Origin of the sequence: Lacrimispora sp. (assembly GCF_047605665.1) — a bacterium.
Lineage (GTDB): Bacteria > Bacillota > Clostridia > Lachnospirales > Lachnospiraceae > Lacrimispora.
In genome coordinates this window covers 142,595-159,809 of record NZ_JASGFH010000007.1, presented here as the reverse complement: position 1 = coordinate 159,809, position 17,215 = coordinate 142,595, and the positions used below count along the sequence as shown (strand labels likewise).

The window sequence follows — 17,215 nt, the reverse complement described above, 5'->3', positions numbered from 1 at the left end:
TCACTCCTGTTTACAAGAAAGTTCGATTTGCCAAACGCCGCCGGAACAAAGGGCTGACCCTTCCTTCCGGCGGCGTTTTATGATCTTAAATCGGTCAGGAAAGGAGGTGGCCTCTCTGCTTCATGACTTCAATAACCTGATTCACACATCTTTCGCAGGTTTCCAGCTCCGATGCCTCCACCATGACCCGCACCACCGGCTCTGTTCCGGACTGGCGCAGCAGGATTCTTCCATCCTGTCCCAGGCTTTCGGCAACCTTCTTCACCTCTGCCTGCACCGCCTCATCATCCTGAGCGGCAGTCTTGTCGTGAACACGGACATTTTTAAGGACCTGAGGATAGATTTCAAGCTCGGAAACCAGCTTGGCAAGGCTCTCCTTCTTCTCCAAAAGAACCTCCATCACCTTTAAGGAGGTCAGAATGCCGTCCCCTGTGGTGGCGTGTTTGCTGAAAATAATGTGGCCGGACTGTTCGCCGCCCAGACAGTTTCCGTAAGTCACCATGTTTTCATACACGTACTTATCGCCTACTGCCGTCTTATCATACTCAATGCCCTCTCTCTCAAAGGCCTTGTATAATCCGAAGTTGGACATGATGGTGGTAACCACCTTGTTGTTCTTTAGAGTTCCCTGCTCCTTCATGTACTTGCCGCAGATGTATAAGATGGCATCTCCATCCACCACGTTTCCGTTTTCATCCACCGCAATACACCGGTCCGCATCGCCGTCGTAGGCAAATCCCACGTCAGCCTTCACTTCCTTTACAACCCTCTGGAGGTGCTCGATGTGGGTGGAACCGCAGTCTGTATTGATATTCAAGCCGTTAGGGGAATTGCTGATGACATAAGTCTCGGCTCCCAGAGCGTCAAACACGTTTTTAGCGATGGCAGAGGCGCTGCCGTTTGCACAGTCCAGGGCCACCTTTTTATTTTTAAAGGACCTGGTTGCGGTGGAAATCAGATAGCCGATATAACGGTTCCTTCCTGCGGCAAAATCCACGGTGCGTCCGATCTTATCCCGCTTGGCAAGAGGAAGCTCCCCTTTTTCTCCGTCCAAGTATGCTTCGATCTCCACGATCACATCCTCTTCCAGCTTTTCTCCCCTTTCATTGATCACCTTGATTCCGTTGTCGTAATAGGGATTGTGGCTGGCGGAAATCATGATTCCGCAGGAAAAGCCTTCTGTGCGCACCACATAGGAAACGCTGGGGGTGGTCGTAACGTGAAGCAGGTAAACATCGGCTCCGGAAGCTGTAAGGCCTGCGACCAGTGAATACTCAAACATGTAGCTGCTGCGCCTTGTGTCCTTTCCGATTACAACCGTACAGGGTTCCTCCGGATTTTTCTGTCCATAATACCAACCCAAAAAGCGGCCTACCTCATAGGCCGCTTCAACGGTCAGATCCACGTTAGCCTCACCCCGGAAGCCGTCTGTTCCAAAATATTTTCCCATCTTCTATCTCCTCTTTGCTTATTCTGCTGCTGTTATAAAAATATATGTACTGCAGCTTATCAGAAATTATCTTTTTTATTTCAAAATAACAGGCGGCTTTAATATACCACAGCACAGCCTATTTTTCAACCTCCGGCACTTCAACGGCATAGAGAATGGTACGTGCATCGTTAAACTCATAGCTGCATGTCACAAAGGACCAAAGCCTTGCGGGCTGCTCCTCCGGCATATCCATGACAAGGCCTCCCTCTGTCATATTCACCACATACTTTTGAAAGCTCTCTTCCGTGTCAAACTTGGTCATACGGCGGATTCCCACTGGAGCCGTATAAAGAACTGCGATGGGCTTTAAGTGAATTTCCCGATCCGGAAGATAGACCGTAATCTTCTGATGCTCCTTAAAATACGCCTCTTCCTTGTACTTGACAATGTCCTTGAACATGGTCCCGTTCTTCATATGATGCCCATATAAAATGTTATGCCTGCCGGAAAAATCCGGTTCACTTTCAAAATCCAGGAAAATGGCTCCCGCCACACTGTGATTTCCTTCAAAATCCGTATCCAGATAAGTTTCATTGTTATCGGTCTGGACAATGGGATAGTCAATGGATGTATTCTCCACCCTGAGCCAGCCCTTTACATCGGGATTGATGGCTGCCAGTTCCTCAAACTGGATCGGAGAAACGTATCTTTCTGTCTCCTTGATTTCCTCTGTTTCCGGGACCGTCTCTGTCGGGGCCTCTGTTTCCGGGACAGTGCTTTCCCTGGCTAAGGCTGCCAGGCTTTCATATTGCTTTTGGGCCCGCACTCTTCTTAAATGCTCAGAGTAGAGACCGCCCACTCCGACAGCAAAAAAGAGGACACCTAATATAAGAACAAAAATGGCTAATTTTTTCTTTTTCATGGCTGCTCCCTTCTTTCTTTATAAATTTGAAGCTGCTACCAGTATACATTATTTTTATAATAATCACAATCTTTTCTATGGCAGCCCTAGACTTTTTCACGATTTTTCTATATACTAGGAGAGAAAATACAAACACGGAGATGTTTATGAACAATCAAGAATCTATCATTTATGTAAATATGCTGGGGGGCTTCTCCATATCAATTGGAGACAAAGTGATCATAGACCAAAACAATCAGGCAAAAAAACCGTGGAGCCTTCTGGAATATCTCATCATTTTCCGGGACCGGGACATCCCGGTGGAAGAGCTGATGGACTTATTCTGGAAAGACGATGCCAGCAACAATCCGGCCGGGGCCTTAAAGACCCTGATGTTTCGGGTGCGCAAGCTTTTGGAGCCGCTGGGATATCCTACTCATGAGCTGGTTGTCCAAAACCGCAAGACCTATGGCTGGACCAAGGAGTTCACCACAGTCTGTGATACAGACCGCTTTGAGGAGCTGTGCCTCCGTACGGAAAATGGCGCCCTTTCCGAAGACGCCCTTTTATCTGTCTGCCAGGAAGCCTTTGATCTGTACAAGGGTACCTTTCTTCCAAAATCTGAGTGGGAGTCCTGGGTCATTCCCATTCACACCCATTATCACAGCCTTTACCGCAAGCTGGTTCATAAGACCCTCATCCTTTTGGATAAAAGAACGGACTTTCCTTCCATCATCGATGTATGCCAGAGGGCCATTGCCATTGATCCCTATCTGGAAGACGCTCACTATTACTTGACTTACGCCTTGTTCCAGAGCGGAAACCAGATGAAAGCCATGGAGCATTACCAGCGGGTGACGGACATGTTCTACAACGAATTTTCCATCACTCCCTCCGCCCAGTTTAAGGAGCTTTACAAGGTGATCAGCGACAAAAAGCACGGAATCACCATGGACCTGGGCACCATACAGGAAGCCCTGCTGGAAGGAAACTCAGACAGCGGCGCATTTTTCTGCGAGCCTTCCGTATTTAAGGATATTTACCAGTTGGAAACAAGAGGCTCAGAAAGAACCGGAGATTCCGTCTTCTTATGCCTTTTGACCATCAGCAACTTAAAAGGAGAGCTTTTAAAGCCGGCAGTCCAGGCCAGAGCCATGGACGAGCTGGGCGAATCCATACGCAGCTCACTCCGCCGGGGAGATGTATATACCCGGTACAGTGTAAGCCAGTACTTAATGCTTTTACCCACCGCCACTTATGAAAACGGGGAAATGGTTTTAAAGCGGATTGTTCAGACCTTTAAGAAGGAGTATTCCAGAAAGGACCTCTCCATCACCTATTCCCTGCAGAGCATTGCTCCCGTTCCAACCGGTTCGAAAGCAAAAGCAAAGGAGGCTTCTGATGTTACAGGATGAATACGTAACACTCACGTTAAAGAAGAAAAAGAACATCGCACTCATCGCCCATGACAACAAAAAGCAGACCCTCATCGAGTGGTGCAGACAGCACAAGGCGATTTTGGAAAACCACATTCTCTGCGGCACCGGCACAACGGCCCGGATGATCACCGACCAGACCGGCCTTTCCGTAAAGGGCTATAACAGCGGCCCCTTAGGCGGAGACCAGCAGATCGGCGCAAAGATCGTGGAAGGCGGCATTGACCTGGTGATCTTCTTTTCCGATCCCTTAACTGCCCAGCCCCATGACCCGGATGTAAAAGCCCTTCTGCGCATTGCCCAGGTCTATGACATTCCCATGGCCTGTTCCAGATCAGCGGCGGATTTCATCATCTCCTCCCCGCTCATGGAATCCACTTATGAGCATCAGGTCATTAATTTCAATAAAAATATTTCAGACAGGGCCAAAACTCTGTAGGAATCTCTTTAAAGTAAAATGAGGCAGCCCCCGGCAAAAAACCGGGGCTGCCTCATCGTTGTTTTTTTATAATCTATCCAAACACCTGTCTGCACAGCATCTTATATTCTTCATAAGCAGGAAGTCCTTCCAGCTCTGTCAGGCGCTCTGCAATTCCTTTATAGTACCAGGCGTGTTCTGACTTGTCTTTTTCATTAAAGCGCTCCCAGACCTTTTCCCCCACCAGCAGGATATCTCTTGCCGTTGTCCGCAAGTTGCTCAGCTTGTCCGCCAGAGCCAGTATCTTGGTTTCCTTAGAGGCCGTCTCCAAATGAATTAAGGTGGCGCCCTTTCTCTCCTTCCAGCATCTGGTCTTGTCCTCTGTTTCCGCCATCACAAATTCTGCCACACGGGGGCCGAATTCTGCCCGCAGCTCTTCCTCCGTAATTCCTGCATCCTCTGCCACATCGTGAAGAATGGCAGCGCAGATCAGTTCTTCATCTTCTGTCATAAGGGAAACAATCACTGCTGTCTCCAAGGGATGGACGATATAGGGAATCCTGGTCCCTTTCCGAAAAGTCCCCTCATGGGCTCTGGTTGCCAATGCAACGGCTTTTTCCACCATACTGCATCTCCTCTTCAGTTTCTTTCTCAGACATACTTCCAGTTTCTATCTTATCACAAATTATTACGATTTAACAGTTAATCTTGTAAGAAACCTGATTTTCTGATATGCTTAGAAACGTAAAAACTATCAGGAGGAACGCAAACCAGTATGAACCACTATAACAACCAATCCAGATCCAACCGCAGGAAAACAGGCTCCGGCTACAAAAAGGGCAGCGGGCGCAGCAGCTTCCTGACAATTCTCCTGTTTTATGTCCTGCCGTTTCTGGTTATAAACGGCCTGATCTTTTTGCTGGTGACCTCCAGGCCAAAGGGCGAGGTCATGATAAGCGAAAGCAAGGACTATATTTCCACCACCATGGAACTGCGGATCAGCTCTCTTCTTCCCATCACCTCCATGGAAATGGCTTTAGACGGAACTCCCGTTGAGGCCACAAAAACAGGCTCCAAGTCCTACACAGCAGTCCTCACCAACAACGGAGTGCTTGAAATAAAGCTGACCAGCTTAAACCAGATGAAAAACATCCTGTATGAGCAGGTCAATGTGCTGGATGACACTCCCCCTTCCATGAAGGAAATCCGGTTTGACGAAGGAGTCCTTTCCTTCTTCTTAGAGGATACCCAGTCAGGCGTGGACTTTTCTTCTATCTATGCCTCTGATGAGGACAACCCTGATATCCTGCCCCTTTCCATTGACAGGAGCACGGGCCTCATCACCTTTGAAATCAAAAAAGAAAATCTGACCGTCAACGCAAAGGACAAGATCGGAAATGAGATGCACAAAACCTTTACCCCAGAGGGAGAAAGCGTCGAAGATTCCGAAGAAGAAACGGAAACGGCAGCAGAAGCCGAAACGGCAACAGAAGCTGAAACGGCAAAAGCACAATAGGAGGAAGCGGTTTAAAACCGCCTCCTCCTGTTTTTATTTGGTTGAAACGTATTCTCTTGTGGATTCTCCAATGACCAGTTGGCCCTTAAACACTTTTTTCTGGTGCTCCGCCTGATTGCGGATCACATCGAATAAAATCCGGATGGTGGCCTCTGCGATTTCCTCCACCGGCTGCCGTATGGTGGTAATAGCCGGATTGTAATAATGAACGATGTCCAGGCCGTCATAACCTGCCACAGAATAATCCTCAGGAATCCGTTTCCCGTGTTCAAAAATAGCCTTGCAGGCTCCGATGGCAATGCTGTCTGAAATGGCATACACAGCCGTAAAGTCCAGCTTTCTATCCAGCACCCGGTTCATCATCTGGTAGCCGTTGTCCATGGTGTAGGATTCGCCGCACCCTTCTGAGTGCATCACCAGCTGCGGACTCCAGACAATGCCGTTGTCTTCAAGCGCTTTCTTATACCCTTCCAGACGAAGGCGGCCAATGCTTTCATCATCAGAAGATGCCGCCAGAATCAATATCTTCTTATGGCCCAGCCCGCATAAATAATTCACCAGCTTCCGGCTCTCTGCAAAGTCATCCACTGACACGCAGGAAAAGGCCGGGGATTCATCAAGGTACTCGGTCATGCCCACAGTGCTGAGGACGTAGGGAACCGTGAGCTGCTCCAGCTTTTCTCTACTGTGGGAGAAGTAGCCTCCAAGGAATACAATTCCCCTCGGCTTTTTCTCCTTAATCAGCTCTAAGGCAACCTCCACTTCATCCTCCCGCTCTTCCACACGCTGCAGGATAAATGAGTATTTCTTTTTCTGAATCTCCTCTTCAAAAATCCGGATCATCTTGCCAAAAAAGGGATTGCTGATGCCCTTGATCAAGACTGCAATAGCTTTGGAATCGGTGCGCTTTAAGTTCCGGGCGCTGTTGTTGGGGATGTAATTATTCTCCTTGATCACCTGCAGAATCATGTTTTTTGTCTCCGGATTGATGTCCGGATGGTTGTTAATAGCCCTGGACACAGTGCTGATTCCAACTCCGCATATCCTGGCAATGTCCTTTATATTTATGGACTCCATCAGAAATACTCATCTCCTTTCGTCACACCCTGCCGTAAAGCCTGGCAATCTTTCTGCATTTCTCCGCAAGTTCCTCTGTCATTTCCCCGGAAATCATGCGCCATCTCCAGTTCTTTCCAAGAGTGGAAGGCTCGTTAATCCTGGCTTCTTCTCCCAGCCCCAGGTAATCCTGAAGGGGGATCACCGCCAGCCTGGCTACACTGGCAAGGGCCAGACGGATGAAATCCCAGTGGATTTCCTCTCTGGGCGTTCTTCCGTTGCCGATATAATCCACGGAAAACAGCCTGTCTTCATAAGACATTTCCTCATACCAGCTTTTTAAGGTGTTGTTGTCATGAGTACCCGTATAGACCACACAGTCGCTGCTGTAATTGTGAGGCAGATAGTCGCTCTCCTCCCTGGAATCAAAGGCAAATTCCAGCACCTTCATGCCTGGAAAGCCGGTGTCCTTTACCAGCTTTAACACGGACGGAGTCAAAAACCCCAGGTCCTCAGCAATGATATCCAGCTTGCCGAACTTCTCTTTCATCCGGTCAAAGATGGCAATTCCAGGCCCTTTTTCCCACCAGCCGCCTACGGCATTTTCATTGGTGGCCGGAATGGAATAATACTCGTCAAAGCCCCGGAAATGATCCACTCTCACCACGTCATAGAGACGGAAGCTGTACTCCATACGCTTTAACCACCATTCATACCCTGTTTTCCCATGGTAATCCCAGCGGTAAAGGGGATTTCCCCAAAGCTGTCCCGTAGCGGAAAATCCGTCAGGCGGGCAGCCTGCCACTGCAACAGGATTGCAGTTGTCATCAAACTGGAACAGCTCCGGATGAAACCAGGAATCCGCGCTGTCAAAGGCCACATAGATCGGGATGTCACCGATGATGCGAAGCCCTTTTTCATTAGCATACGACTTTAACCGGGACCACTGCTCCTCAAACTTCACCTGGAGAAAGCCGTAAAAGCCGATCTCATCCGCCAATTCCTTTTCATATTTTAAAACCGCTTCCTCGCTTCTGAGGCGGATATCCTCATCCCAGAGAATCCAGCTCTTCCCTTCAAAGTGGTTCTTCACTGCCATATAAAAACAGTATCCGGCGGTTTCCTCACTTAAAGAAGCCCTCGCTTCCTCCCCTGTATGGCCCTGGTCTTTCCACCGTCCATAAGCCTTCCTCAGCAGAGGAAAACGGTTATAATACATCTTTTCATAATCAATATCCCTTGGATTATCTCCAAAATCAACGGCTTCACATTCCTCTGTCAAAAGAAGCCCTTCCTTTACCAGCTCATCTAAATCAATGAAATAAGGATTCCCCGCAAATGCGGAAAATGACTGATAAGGGGAATCTCCGTAGCCTGTAGGGCCTAAAGGAAGAATCTGCCAGTAATGCTGTCCCCCCTGCTTTAACCGATCAATAAATTCATATGCCTCTTTTGAAAATGCTCCGATCCCGTACTTTGACGGCAGGCTTGCAACCGGAAGCAATATACCACATTCCCGCATAACCAGTCTCCTTTTTCTGTTTGTTTTCTAACCCTTCACTGCGCCTGCAGCCACGCCCTTAATGATGTATTTCTGACAGCTCAAATAAAATACAACGATGGGAAGGATGGCCAGAACCAGCATCGCCATCATGGCTCCCATGTCAATGGAACCATAGCCTCCCTTTAAATTCTGGATGACCATAGGTATTGTACCTTTTTCCTGCGGAAGAATCAAGCTGGGAAGAAGATAATCGTTCCAAATCCACATAGAATTTAAGATGGCAACCGTCACTGCCGTAGGCTTTAACATGGGAAATACCACGTTAATGTAAGTTTGAAGGGGAGAACAGCCGTCAATCATGGCCGCTTCCTCGATTTCAAGAGGGATAGCCTTTACAAAGCCGCAGAATAAGAACACCGCCTGCCCGGCCCCAAAACCCAGGTAGAGAAGGACCAGTCCGTACATGGAATTCAAGTACAGATCATTGGCTGTTTTGGACATGGTGAACATGACCATCTGGAAAGGCACGATCATGGCGAACACAAACACGTAATACAAAAGGCTGGTAAATACGGACTTCACCCTGGTTATAAACCAGGCTGTCATGGAGGTAAACAGGATGATGACGGCAACGGAAGCCACCGTAATAAAGAGCGAGCGGCCAAATGCCTGGAAAAATCCTGTTTTCCGTATGCCCTCCGTATAATTGGCAAGGCCTACATAGGTGTCCCCATTGGGAAGCTGAAAAGGCGCATTGCTGATAAAAAGCTTGCTCTTAAAGGAGTTGATCAAAACCAGCACAACCGGAAACAAAAATCCAAGGGAAAGGGCGGTCAGACATACGGTGAGAACCGTTCCCGTGGTTTTGCTCACTTCCATTTCTTTGTTATCCATCAGCTTTCCACCTCCCTACGCCTTGTGAGGAAGAGCTGGGTCAGGGAAATGAGCGCCACCATGAGAAAGAACACTGTGGCCTTTGCCTGGCCTACACCCTCCCAGCCCACTCTTCCGTAAAATGTGCTGTAAATATCAAGAGCCAGCATGCTGGTCTGTCTTCCCGGCCCTCCGGCGGTCAGCGCCAGGTTCTGGTCAAAGAGCTTAAAGGAATTTGTCAGGGTCAGAAACAGACAGATGGTAAAGGAAGGCATGACCATGGGAACCATGATCTTTCCCAATATCTGAAACCTTCCGGCCCCGTCGATCTTTGCCGCCTCAATCAGCTCTCCCGGAACATTCTGCAGTCCTGCGATGTAAATGATCATCATGTAACCGATCAACTGCCAGTTCATCAAAATCACCAGCCCCCAGAAGCCGTACCTGGCATCAAAGGAAAGGGTGACCCCAAACCTGGCTAAAATACCGTTTAACAGAAGCTGCCAGATATAACCCAGCACGATTCCGCCGATTAAGTTGGGCATAAAAAATACCGTACGGAATAAATTAGTCCCTTTAATCCCTCTTGTGAGGACGTATGCCAGCAGAAATCCCAGTACATTGATGGTCACCACCGACACAACCGTAAATTTCACCGTGAACACCAGAGCATTCACGAAATTCTGATCCATAAATATCTTTTTATAATTTGATATTCCAACCCAGTCCGCATCCTTTACCGTGGTGAACTCCGTAAAAGATAAGTAAATGCCTATGATAAAAGGGTACAGGAATGCAATGGTGAATGCAGCCAGTGTGGGCAGAACAAAAAGCGGAAAATACCGTTTCATCGTCTTCTGCATGGCAGGCCCTCCTTTCTTCCTATGGAAAATGGGTGAGACATTTCCCCGCTCTCACCCATCTCCCATTTCATCTGTGTTATTTTGTCATAGCCTTTTCATTGGCCCAGTCTGCCTTCATATCCTCAACCACTGCGGTCCACTCCTTGCCGCCCTGAGTGTACTGAAGAAGGGAAGCGCCGAAATTGTCCTTAAAAGTCTGGCTTGGGAAGGAAGTGAAGTTCCAGGTAACAGAGTATAAATCGCTGTTGTTCATGTACCGGTCAATTTCCTTTGCCAGAGGATCGGTTGGTTTCTCATCTTCTGCAAAAGTATCAAAGGGAGCGATAAAGCCCAGCTTGTTGGTCACATAATCTTTTCCCGTATCAGAGGTAAAGAGCCACTCCAGGAAATCCAGGGAAGCCTGCTGATCCTCTTCCTTTGCCTGGCCGTTGATGGAGAAGAAGTTTTCTGTACCGATGCAGAGACCCTGTTTTTCTTCTCCGCTGACTCCAGTGTAGATAGGAAGGAATTTCACGTTTTCTTCCTTAACAGTGTTTCCTTCTACTCCTGAAACCTGACCCCAGCCCCAGTTTCCGTTCTGTACCATAGCTGCCTTGCCCAGAGCGAAATCCGCCATGGAGTCTTCAACCGTCTTGGCGCCTACCATCTTGGGATCGGTGCAGGAATTGTTGATGTATAAGTCAAAAATGTTTTTGTAGTTATCGGAATAGGTGAAGTCAAGGGCATCCTTATCAGCTACGTTTCCATCCTTATATTCATAATAAACAGGAAGGTTTGCCAGATGGGTCTGCCATCTCCAGTCCTCGCCGGGAGCGAAGGAGGTGGAGGCGAACACGCCTTCAATTCCAAGGTCCGCTTTTCTGGCCTGCATATCCTCAACAACTGCCTTTAAGGCTGCGAAGTTATTCACTTCATCCATGGATTTTGCCTTTGCGCCGTCCAGGGCGAAGTATTTCTGCATAATGGCATCGTTGTAAATGATTCCGTATCCTTCCACTACATAAGGAATGCCGTAAACGCTGCCGCCGTCTTTAACTGCCATATCCTTATCAACCAGATGGCTGTAAATAGCGGAATCCTTTAAATCCCTGGTGTACTTGGACCAGGACTTGTAGCCGATGGGTCCGTTGATCTGGAACAGTGTGGGCGGTTCCTTCTTTGCCACTTCTGATTTTAAGGTCTGCTCGTAAGTTCCTGCTGCTGCGGTCTGAACCTTCATGGGAACTCCGGTTTCTGACGTATATTTTTCAGCCAGCTCTGTCCAGATGTCTGCTACTTCCGGCTTAAAGTTCAAGTAATAAATCTGTCCTTTTCCCTCTGCTGCTGCCTGGGTCTCTCCTGCGGCTTTGGTTTCACCTGCCTGGGTGGTTTTCTGTTCCCCTCCTGCATTTCCTCCGGAATTTCCGGAAGAACAGCCCATCAGGGTTCCGGCTGCCATAGCTGCTGCCAAAGTGATTGCCGCCAGTTTTCCTAATTTCATAATATCCTCCTTCCGTGCTCTGCGCACATGCCGAAACCTGTCGGTAACGATTTCGGTAACGTTTCCAATACCTTATGTCATTACAATAGCATATTGCACAAAGAAATGCAATAGTTTTATGAGATATTTTACTCTTTTATTTTTTCTCCGTATGTTTCCTATGCCGGTTGTACGTATTATATACATTTTGTCCTCTTTTCCTTCCTTTTATTATTGTTTTGGTCAGGAAGGAGCTGCTGTTCCATTTTCCGGAATTTTTGTAAATAAAATCTATGAATTTCGACCTGGAATGTTAAGATAAAAGAAAGACTTAATTTGAAATTTTCCGGTACAATAGAATCATGAAAATAAAGGAGGAAATATTTATGAGAAAAATAAAGAAACCATTGGCTGCCGCTCTTATTGCAGCCGCAGCACTCAGCATAACAGCCTGCAGCCAGGCAGAAAACCTTTCCGCTTCAGCGGCCAGCGTCACTGCATCCAATCCACAGACAGGTGCAGCTTCCATTGATGCCCTGTCAGGAAAGACCGTTCAGGTTTTTAGTTCAGAAGCAATTAAAGTAGTTCCTGATATGGCTCAGGTCACCTTTGCCGTGATCACCCAGGATGGCAACCCCCAGAAGTGCCAGGAGAAAAACAGCACAGACACCGCAAAGGTCATTGAATTTTTGAAGAACTTCGGCATTGCCGATACTTCCATCCAGACCTCAGGCTACGGCTTAGAGCCCATGTATGACTGGAAGGAAACAGGGCAGACCATCATCGGTTATCAGATGCGCACCAGCATTACCGTATCCGATATTGCCCTCGATAAAGTAGGAACCATGCTTTCCTCCAGCATTGAGGCAGGAATCAACAGCATTGAAGGCGTCAGCTATCTTTCCAGCAAATACGACGAAACCTACAAGAGCGCTCTTAAAAAGGCCGTTGCCTCCGCTAAGTTAAAAGCAGAGGTCATTGCAGAAGCCAGCGGTTCTTCCCTGGGCGATGTAGTCTATGTAGAAGAACAGGTTACTTATCAGAATGTCAGATATATCGGCATGGCAGGAGACGGAGCCGCCAAGGCAGAAGCTCTTAAGTCCGTGGTCGTGGAACCCGGCCAGATCGGCGTGGAAGCACAGGTTAAGGTTACGTATAAGATAAAATAAGAGAGAACCAAAAGAGGTCAGAAAAGGCGCCCCATATCACATGGCGGCGCCTCTTTTATACCATTCTTTCTATATCAGGAATGCCGTTCCTTGACCTGCACTTCCATCCGGTTATAGGGAATTTCAATTCCCGCCTCATCAAAGGAGGTCTTGACCCGCTCCATGATCCCGCAGCGGGCAGTCCAGAAATCACTCGTTGCAGTCCAGCCTCTGCCTCCCAGCATGACGGCTCCCTGAGCCACCTCGCTGACAAAGACTTCCACAGGCTCTTCCTTTAAAATCCCTTCCTGCTCCCGGAAAATTCTTTCCATGATCTCTTTTGCTTTCTTTAAATCAGAATCATATCCAATGCCGATGACAATATCCACTCTCCGCTTTTCCATGGCAGTCACATTGGTCAAGGCCGAGTTGGAAAGGGTTCCGTTTGGAATGACCACCTGTCTGTTGTCAATGGTGGTCAACACCGTATAGACCAGACCAATGGTCCGGACCGTTCCCTCCCCGTCTTTGGCGATAATGTAATCCCCTACCCGGAAAGGCTTCATGAGCAGGATCAGCACCCCGCCTGCAAAATTAGCCAGACTGCCCTGGACCGCCAGGCCTATGGCAATACTGGCAGAACCCAGCACTGCCAGTATGGACGCAGAATTAATGCCGATCTGCCCTGCTATGATAAATCCCAGCAGACAGTAAAGGAAGGCCTTTAATACGGACAGCAAAAATTTCTTTAAGCTGATCTCCATATCCATCTTTACGAAAGAACGGTTCATCATTCGATAAATGAGTTTGATAACCCTGGAGCCCACAAACAGTATGATCAATGCGATCAAAAGCTTGATTCCAAAGGCGATCAGCTCAGGAAGCCAGCCCTTTATGGTCTCCATAAGGACATTGGGCTTTAACTGGTTTAAGTTTTCCTGAACCTCCTTTTGCAGCTCTGCCAGGGATTCTTCCGGAAGTACGGTGGAAATGGAAGCAAATATCATTACTTAGAGACTCCTCTCTCTTTCACTTTTGCCGGAGACTTTGTCTTTTCGGCTTTCTTCACAGTGGCCTGTTTTCTCTTTTCAGGCGTACACGTAAACACCATCACACTTAAAGGCGCCACAGTTATTTCAATGGAATTGGGCCTTTCATCTGCCTCTTTCTTCTTGGAAGTTCTCACCCTGGCATTCACCCGGCCTTCTCCTCCAAAGACAGCGGCGTCGCTGTTTAAGATTTCCTTATATTTGCCTTCAAAGGGAACTCCCACAGGGAATTTCTCATGGGCAATGGTATCAAAGTTGCAGACAAAGAGCAGCGTTTCCTCTTTTTTCTTCGTCTTTCTCAAAAATGCGATAATACTGTTCTCAGAATCCGTACACTCCACCCATTCAAAGCCCTCAGGATCAGAGTCGAACTGATACAGGGCAGGCTGGCTCGTATAAAGGAGGTTTAAGGCCTTTACATAGTCTTTTACCTGGCTGTGAAGAGGATACTCCAGAATATCCCAGTCCAGACTCCTGTTTTCGCTCCATTCCCGGATCTGGCCGAATTCCTGGCCCATGAACAGAAGCTTTTTGCCCGGATGACCTGTCATAAAGCCATAGGCAGCCTTTAAATTGGCGGCCTTTTCCTCTAAATCCTCTCCCGGCATCTTGCCCATGATGGTGCCTTTTCCATGTACCACCTCGTCATGGGAGAACACTAAAATGAAATCTTCGCTGTAAGCATACAGCATGCTGAAGGTCAACTCTCCGTAGTGGTGCCTTCTGAAATACGGATCGCACTGCATATACCCGGTAAAGTCGTGCATCCAGCCCATATTCCACTTATAGTCAAAGCCCAGACCGTCTTCCTTTACATCAGCCGTGATCTTGGGCCATGAGGTAGATTCCTCTGCAATGAGAACCGCCCCATCCTTACGCCCCTTAAATATGGAATTCAAGTGCTTTAAGAATTCCACTGCCTCCAGATTTTCATGGCCTCCGTAAATATTGGGGACCCACTCTCCCGGATTCTTGCCGTAGTCCAGATACAGCATGGAAGCCACTGCATCCATGCGGATTCCGTCTGCATGGTATTTTTCCGCCCAGAAAAGCGCATTGGCAATGAGGAAGTTTTTCACCTGAGGCCTGCCGTAATTATAGATCAAGGTTCCCCAATGAGGATGGGCTCCCTGTCTGGGGTCCTTGTGCTCATAGACACAGGTCCCGTCAAAGTTTGCCAGTCCAAAGCTGTCCCTTGGGAAATGGGCCGGAACCCAGTCTAAAATCACGCCGATTCCCTGCTTGTGCATGTAATCCATGAAATACATGAAATCATCAGGCGTTCCATAGCGGCTGGTAGGCGCGTAATAACCTGTCACCTGATACCCCCAGGAAGCATCCAGAGGATGTTCCATGACAGGAAGCACCTCTATATGAGTATACCCCATATCCATCACATATTCCGCCAGCTTTTCAGCAATTTCACGGTAATTATAAAATTCAGAGCCGACAACGGGCTTTCCGGCCTCATCCAGCTCCGGTTCCCTGCGAAGCCATGAGCCCAAATGAACTTCATAAATGGACATGGGCTGCTGCTTTGCACTGCTCTTTGCCCGTTTTTTCATCCACTCCTGATCGCTCCACTGGTATGTTCCAATATCCCACACAACAGAAGCGCTGGCAGGGCGCAGCTCGCAGTAATTTCCATAGGGGTCGCTTTTTAGCTGGACATCGGTATTCGTATGCTTGATTTCATATTTGTAAATGGTTCCAATCTTAAGGCCCGGAACAAACAGTTCAAAAATCCCGGAATCCCCAAGCCGTTTCATCTGGTGGCGCCTGCCATCCCAGAGGTTAAAATCTCCCACCACGCTGACACGCATGGCACAGGGGGCCCATACGGAAAAATGCACGCCTTCCGCCTGACCCATCTTCATGGGATGAGCTCCCATCTTTTCATAAATGCCGTAATGAATTCCTGACTCAAACTTTTTCAAATCCCCCGCTGTATAGTTGGAATCAAAGGAATAGGGATCAAAAAGCTCTTCCTGCACATCATTGTCATAAGTTACCAGCAGGGTGTAATCCACAACGGTCTTAGACGGAATGAGTACGGCATAAAAGCCTGCCTCATCTGCCTGCTCCATGGGATATTCCTTCCCGTCTTCCCTGGTTTTAACGGTTATCTTTGATGCGCTCGGAATAAATGCCTGAATCAAAAGGCCCGCCTTTGTCACATGAGGCCCCAGAAGCCCATGAGGATTGGTAGCTTCGGAATACACGATTTCCTCAATTCCGGCCCAATCCATCAGATCATATAATTTTTTGTCCATTCATTGCTCCTCCTAGTCCTTCCTGATAAAAATATTTTATCATTGAGACAGGTAATTTTCAATAGATTTCCCCAATACTGGAATCCTTTTCCAAAGAGATTGTGAATATTTTCTTACCATTTTGTGAAACCCCTTGCGTAATAAATCAATCTCATTTAAACTTTGTTATGGAACCATCAGGAAGGGAAGCGAAATATCATGAAAAGAAACGAAGACACACAAAAAGAACAGGGGACATTTAGCTGGAGGGAAGAGATTATAAGCTGGGTCAAGATCATCCTCACAGCCGCTGTCATCGCATTCCTGCTCAATAACTTTATTATTGCGAACAGCAGAGTGCCTACCGGGTCCATGGAACAGACCATTATGGCAAAGGACCGGGTTATCGGCTCCAGGCTGTCCTATTATTTTGACGATCCCCAGCGGGGTGACGTGGTCATCTTCCATTTTCCCGACGACCCCACCGGAAAGACTTATTATGTAAAGCGGGTCATCGGACTTCCGGGAGATGTCATCGACATTAAAGGCGGAAAGGTGTATTTGAACAATTCCGATGCTCCCTTAGAAGAGCCATATCTGCCGGAACCCATGGAGCCTGAGCCTGACGCCCACTTCGAGGTGCCGGAAAACAGCTACTTCATGCTGGGCGACAACCGGAACTTCTCCGCGGATGCCAGACGCTGGAAGAACAAATACGTGGAAAAAGATAAGATCATCGCCAAAGTCCTGTTCCGCTATTTCCCCTCAATCAATAAAATCAATTAAAAAAACGCAGGCCAAAGCTCATCCTTTGCCTGCGTTTTTGATTGTTTTTCAACACCTGTTTTCAATTTCTGCCAGCATATCCACACGGCGCTGATGTCTTCCGCCTTCATAGCTGGCTTTCAGCCATTCCTCAGTGATCATCTTTGCCATTTCCACGCCGATGACCCTGGCTCCGAAGCAGAGCACATTGGAATCGTTGTGCATTCTGGAAAGCTTGGCCGTATAAGGCTCGCTGCATACGCAGGCCCGGACTCCCTTCACCTTGTTGCAGGCTAAGGAAATGCCCACTCCGGTTCCGCAGATGGCGATTCCCAAGTCCGCCTTGCCATCCACAACGGCCCGTCCTACTTCTTCTCCGTATTTGGGATAGTCGCAGCTTTCTGTGGCATTCGTTCCAAAGTCAAGGACTTCATATCCCATTCCTTCTACAAATGCCTTGATTTCGTTTTTCATCTCTATGGCCGTATGGTCATTTCCCATTGCAATTTTCATCATCGTTTCTCCTCGTTTTTAAATGTAAGC

15 protein-coding genes and 1 pseudogene are annotated in these 17,215 nt (G+C 47.9%); 5 read left to right on the top strand and 11 right to left on the bottom strand.

Features of this window, described 5'->3' with window-relative positions:
- Positions 1–94 precede the first annotated feature (94 nt).
- On the bottom strand, positions 95–1,450 hold the full coding sequence (glmM, locus tag QM657_RS07905; protein ID WP_415066060.1) for a phosphoglucosamine mutase: 1,356 nt from the start codon (positions 1,448–1,450) through the stop codon (positions 95–97).
- 118 nt (positions 1,451–1,568) lie between these two features.
- Entirely contained in the window at positions 1,569–2,354 is a 786-nt protein-coding gene (gene srtB, locus QM657_RS07900) for a class B sortase (protein ID WP_415066058.1), read from the bottom strand.
- Between the two features lie 146 nt (positions 2,355–2,500).
- On the opposite strand from srtB, the gene QM657_RS07895 reads away from it, so the two are divergent.
- Together QM657_RS07895 and QM657_RS07890 are read left to right on the top strand one after the other, a co-directional pair.
- On the top strand, positions 2,501–3,748 hold the full coding sequence (locus tag QM657_RS07895) for a BTAD domain-containing putative transcriptional regulator (RefSeq protein ID WP_415066056.1): 1,248 nt from the start codon (positions 2,501–2,503) through the stop codon (positions 3,746–3,748).
- Positions 3,735–4,208, top strand: coding sequence for a methylglyoxal synthase (locus QM657_RS07890; RefSeq protein WP_415066055.1), 474 nt, complete (start codon positions 3,735–3,737; stop codon positions 4,206–4,208). Before QM657_RS07895 ends, QM657_RS07890 begins: the two co-directional genes overlap by 14 nt.
- A gap of 73 nt (positions 4,209–4,281) precedes the next feature.
- Here the strand turns inward: QM657_RS07890 and QM657_RS07885 are convergent, their stop codons facing one another.
- Positions 4,282–4,812, bottom strand: a complete 531-nt coding sequence (locus QM657_RS07885; protein ID WP_415066054.1) for an HD domain-containing protein — start codon at positions 4,810–4,812, stop codon at positions 4,282–4,284.
- A 150-nt stretch (positions 4,813–4,962) separates the two neighbouring features.
- Here QM657_RS07885 and QM657_RS07880 point away from each other — a divergent pair, with 150 nt between their 5' ends.
- A complete protein-coding gene (locus QM657_RS07880) occupies positions 4,963–5,703 on the top strand; it encodes a hypothetical protein (protein ID WP_415066053.1) in 741 nt (246 codons plus the stop codon).
- Positions 5,704–5,736: 33 nt separating this feature from the next.
- Here QM657_RS07880 and QM657_RS07875 read toward each other — a convergent pair whose 3' ends face one another.
- The 5 genes from QM657_RS07875 to QM657_RS07855 all read right to left on the bottom strand — a co-directional run bounded on the left by QM657_RS07875 (position 5,737) and on the right by QM657_RS07855 (position 11,479).
- On the bottom strand, positions 5,737–6,780 hold the full coding sequence (locus tag QM657_RS07875) for a LacI family DNA-binding transcriptional regulator (RefSeq protein WP_415066052.1): 1,044 nt from the start codon (positions 6,778–6,780) through the stop codon (positions 5,737–5,739).
- A gap of 22 nt (positions 6,781–6,802) precedes the next feature.
- Complete coding sequence (malQ, locus tag QM657_RS07870; protein ID WP_415066051.1) at positions 6,803–8,281, bottom strand: 4-alpha-glucanotransferase; 1,479 nt, start codon at positions 8,279–8,281, stop codon at positions 6,803–6,805.
- A gap of 27 nt (positions 8,282–8,308) precedes the next feature.
- Entirely contained in the window at positions 8,309–9,157 is an 849-nt protein-coding gene (locus QM657_RS07865; protein WP_415066050.1) for a carbohydrate ABC transporter permease, read from the bottom strand.
- Entirely contained in the window at positions 9,157–9,999 is an 843-nt protein-coding gene (locus QM657_RS07860; protein ID WP_415066049.1) for a carbohydrate ABC transporter permease, read from the bottom strand. Before QM657_RS07860 ends, QM657_RS07865 begins: the two co-directional genes overlap by 1 nt.
- Positions 10,000–10,075: 76 nt before the next feature.
- Entirely contained in the window at positions 10,076–11,479 is a 1,404-nt protein-coding gene (locus QM657_RS07855) for an ABC transporter substrate-binding protein (protein WP_415066048.1), read from the bottom strand.
- Between the two features lie 365 nt (positions 11,480–11,844).
- Here QM657_RS07855 and QM657_RS07850 point away from each other — a divergent pair, with 365 nt between their 5' ends.
- Positions 11,845–12,627: an SIMPL domain-containing protein gene (locus tag QM657_RS07850; protein WP_415066047.1), complete on the top strand. Its 783-nt coding sequence runs from the start codon at positions 11,845–11,847 to the stop codon at positions 12,625–12,627.
- A gap of 74 nt (positions 12,628–12,701) precedes the next feature.
- On the opposite strand, the gene QM657_RS07845 is transcribed toward QM657_RS07850, so the two are convergent.
- Together QM657_RS07845 and glgB are read right to left on the bottom strand one after the other, a co-directional pair.
- Positions 12,702–13,613, bottom strand: coding sequence for a mechanosensitive ion channel family protein (locus QM657_RS07845; protein ID WP_415066046.1), 912 nt, complete (start codon positions 13,611–13,613; stop codon positions 12,702–12,704).
- Between the two features lie 26 nt (positions 13,614–13,639).
- Positions 13,640–15,928, bottom strand: a pseudogene (glgB, locus tag QM657_RS07840) (1,4-alpha-glucan branching protein GlgB); the annotation flags it as partial.
- A gap of 198 nt (positions 15,929–16,126) precedes the next feature.
- On the opposite strand from glgB, the gene lepB reads away from it, so the two are divergent.
- Positions 16,127–16,693: a signal peptidase I gene (gene lepB / locus QM657_RS07835; RefSeq protein WP_415066045.1), complete on the top strand. Its 567-nt coding sequence runs from the start codon at positions 16,127–16,129 to the stop codon at positions 16,691–16,693.
- Positions 16,694–16,741: 48 nt separating this feature from the next.
- Here lepB and rpiB read toward each other — a convergent pair whose 3' ends face one another.
- The gene (gene rpiB, locus QM657_RS07830; RefSeq protein WP_415066084.1) at positions 16,742–17,185 is read right to left on the bottom strand and encodes a ribose 5-phosphate isomerase B; all 444 of its coding nucleotides are present in this window, start codon (positions 17,183–17,185) and stop codon (positions 16,742–16,744) included.
- Positions 17,186–17,215 lie beyond the last annotated feature (30 nt).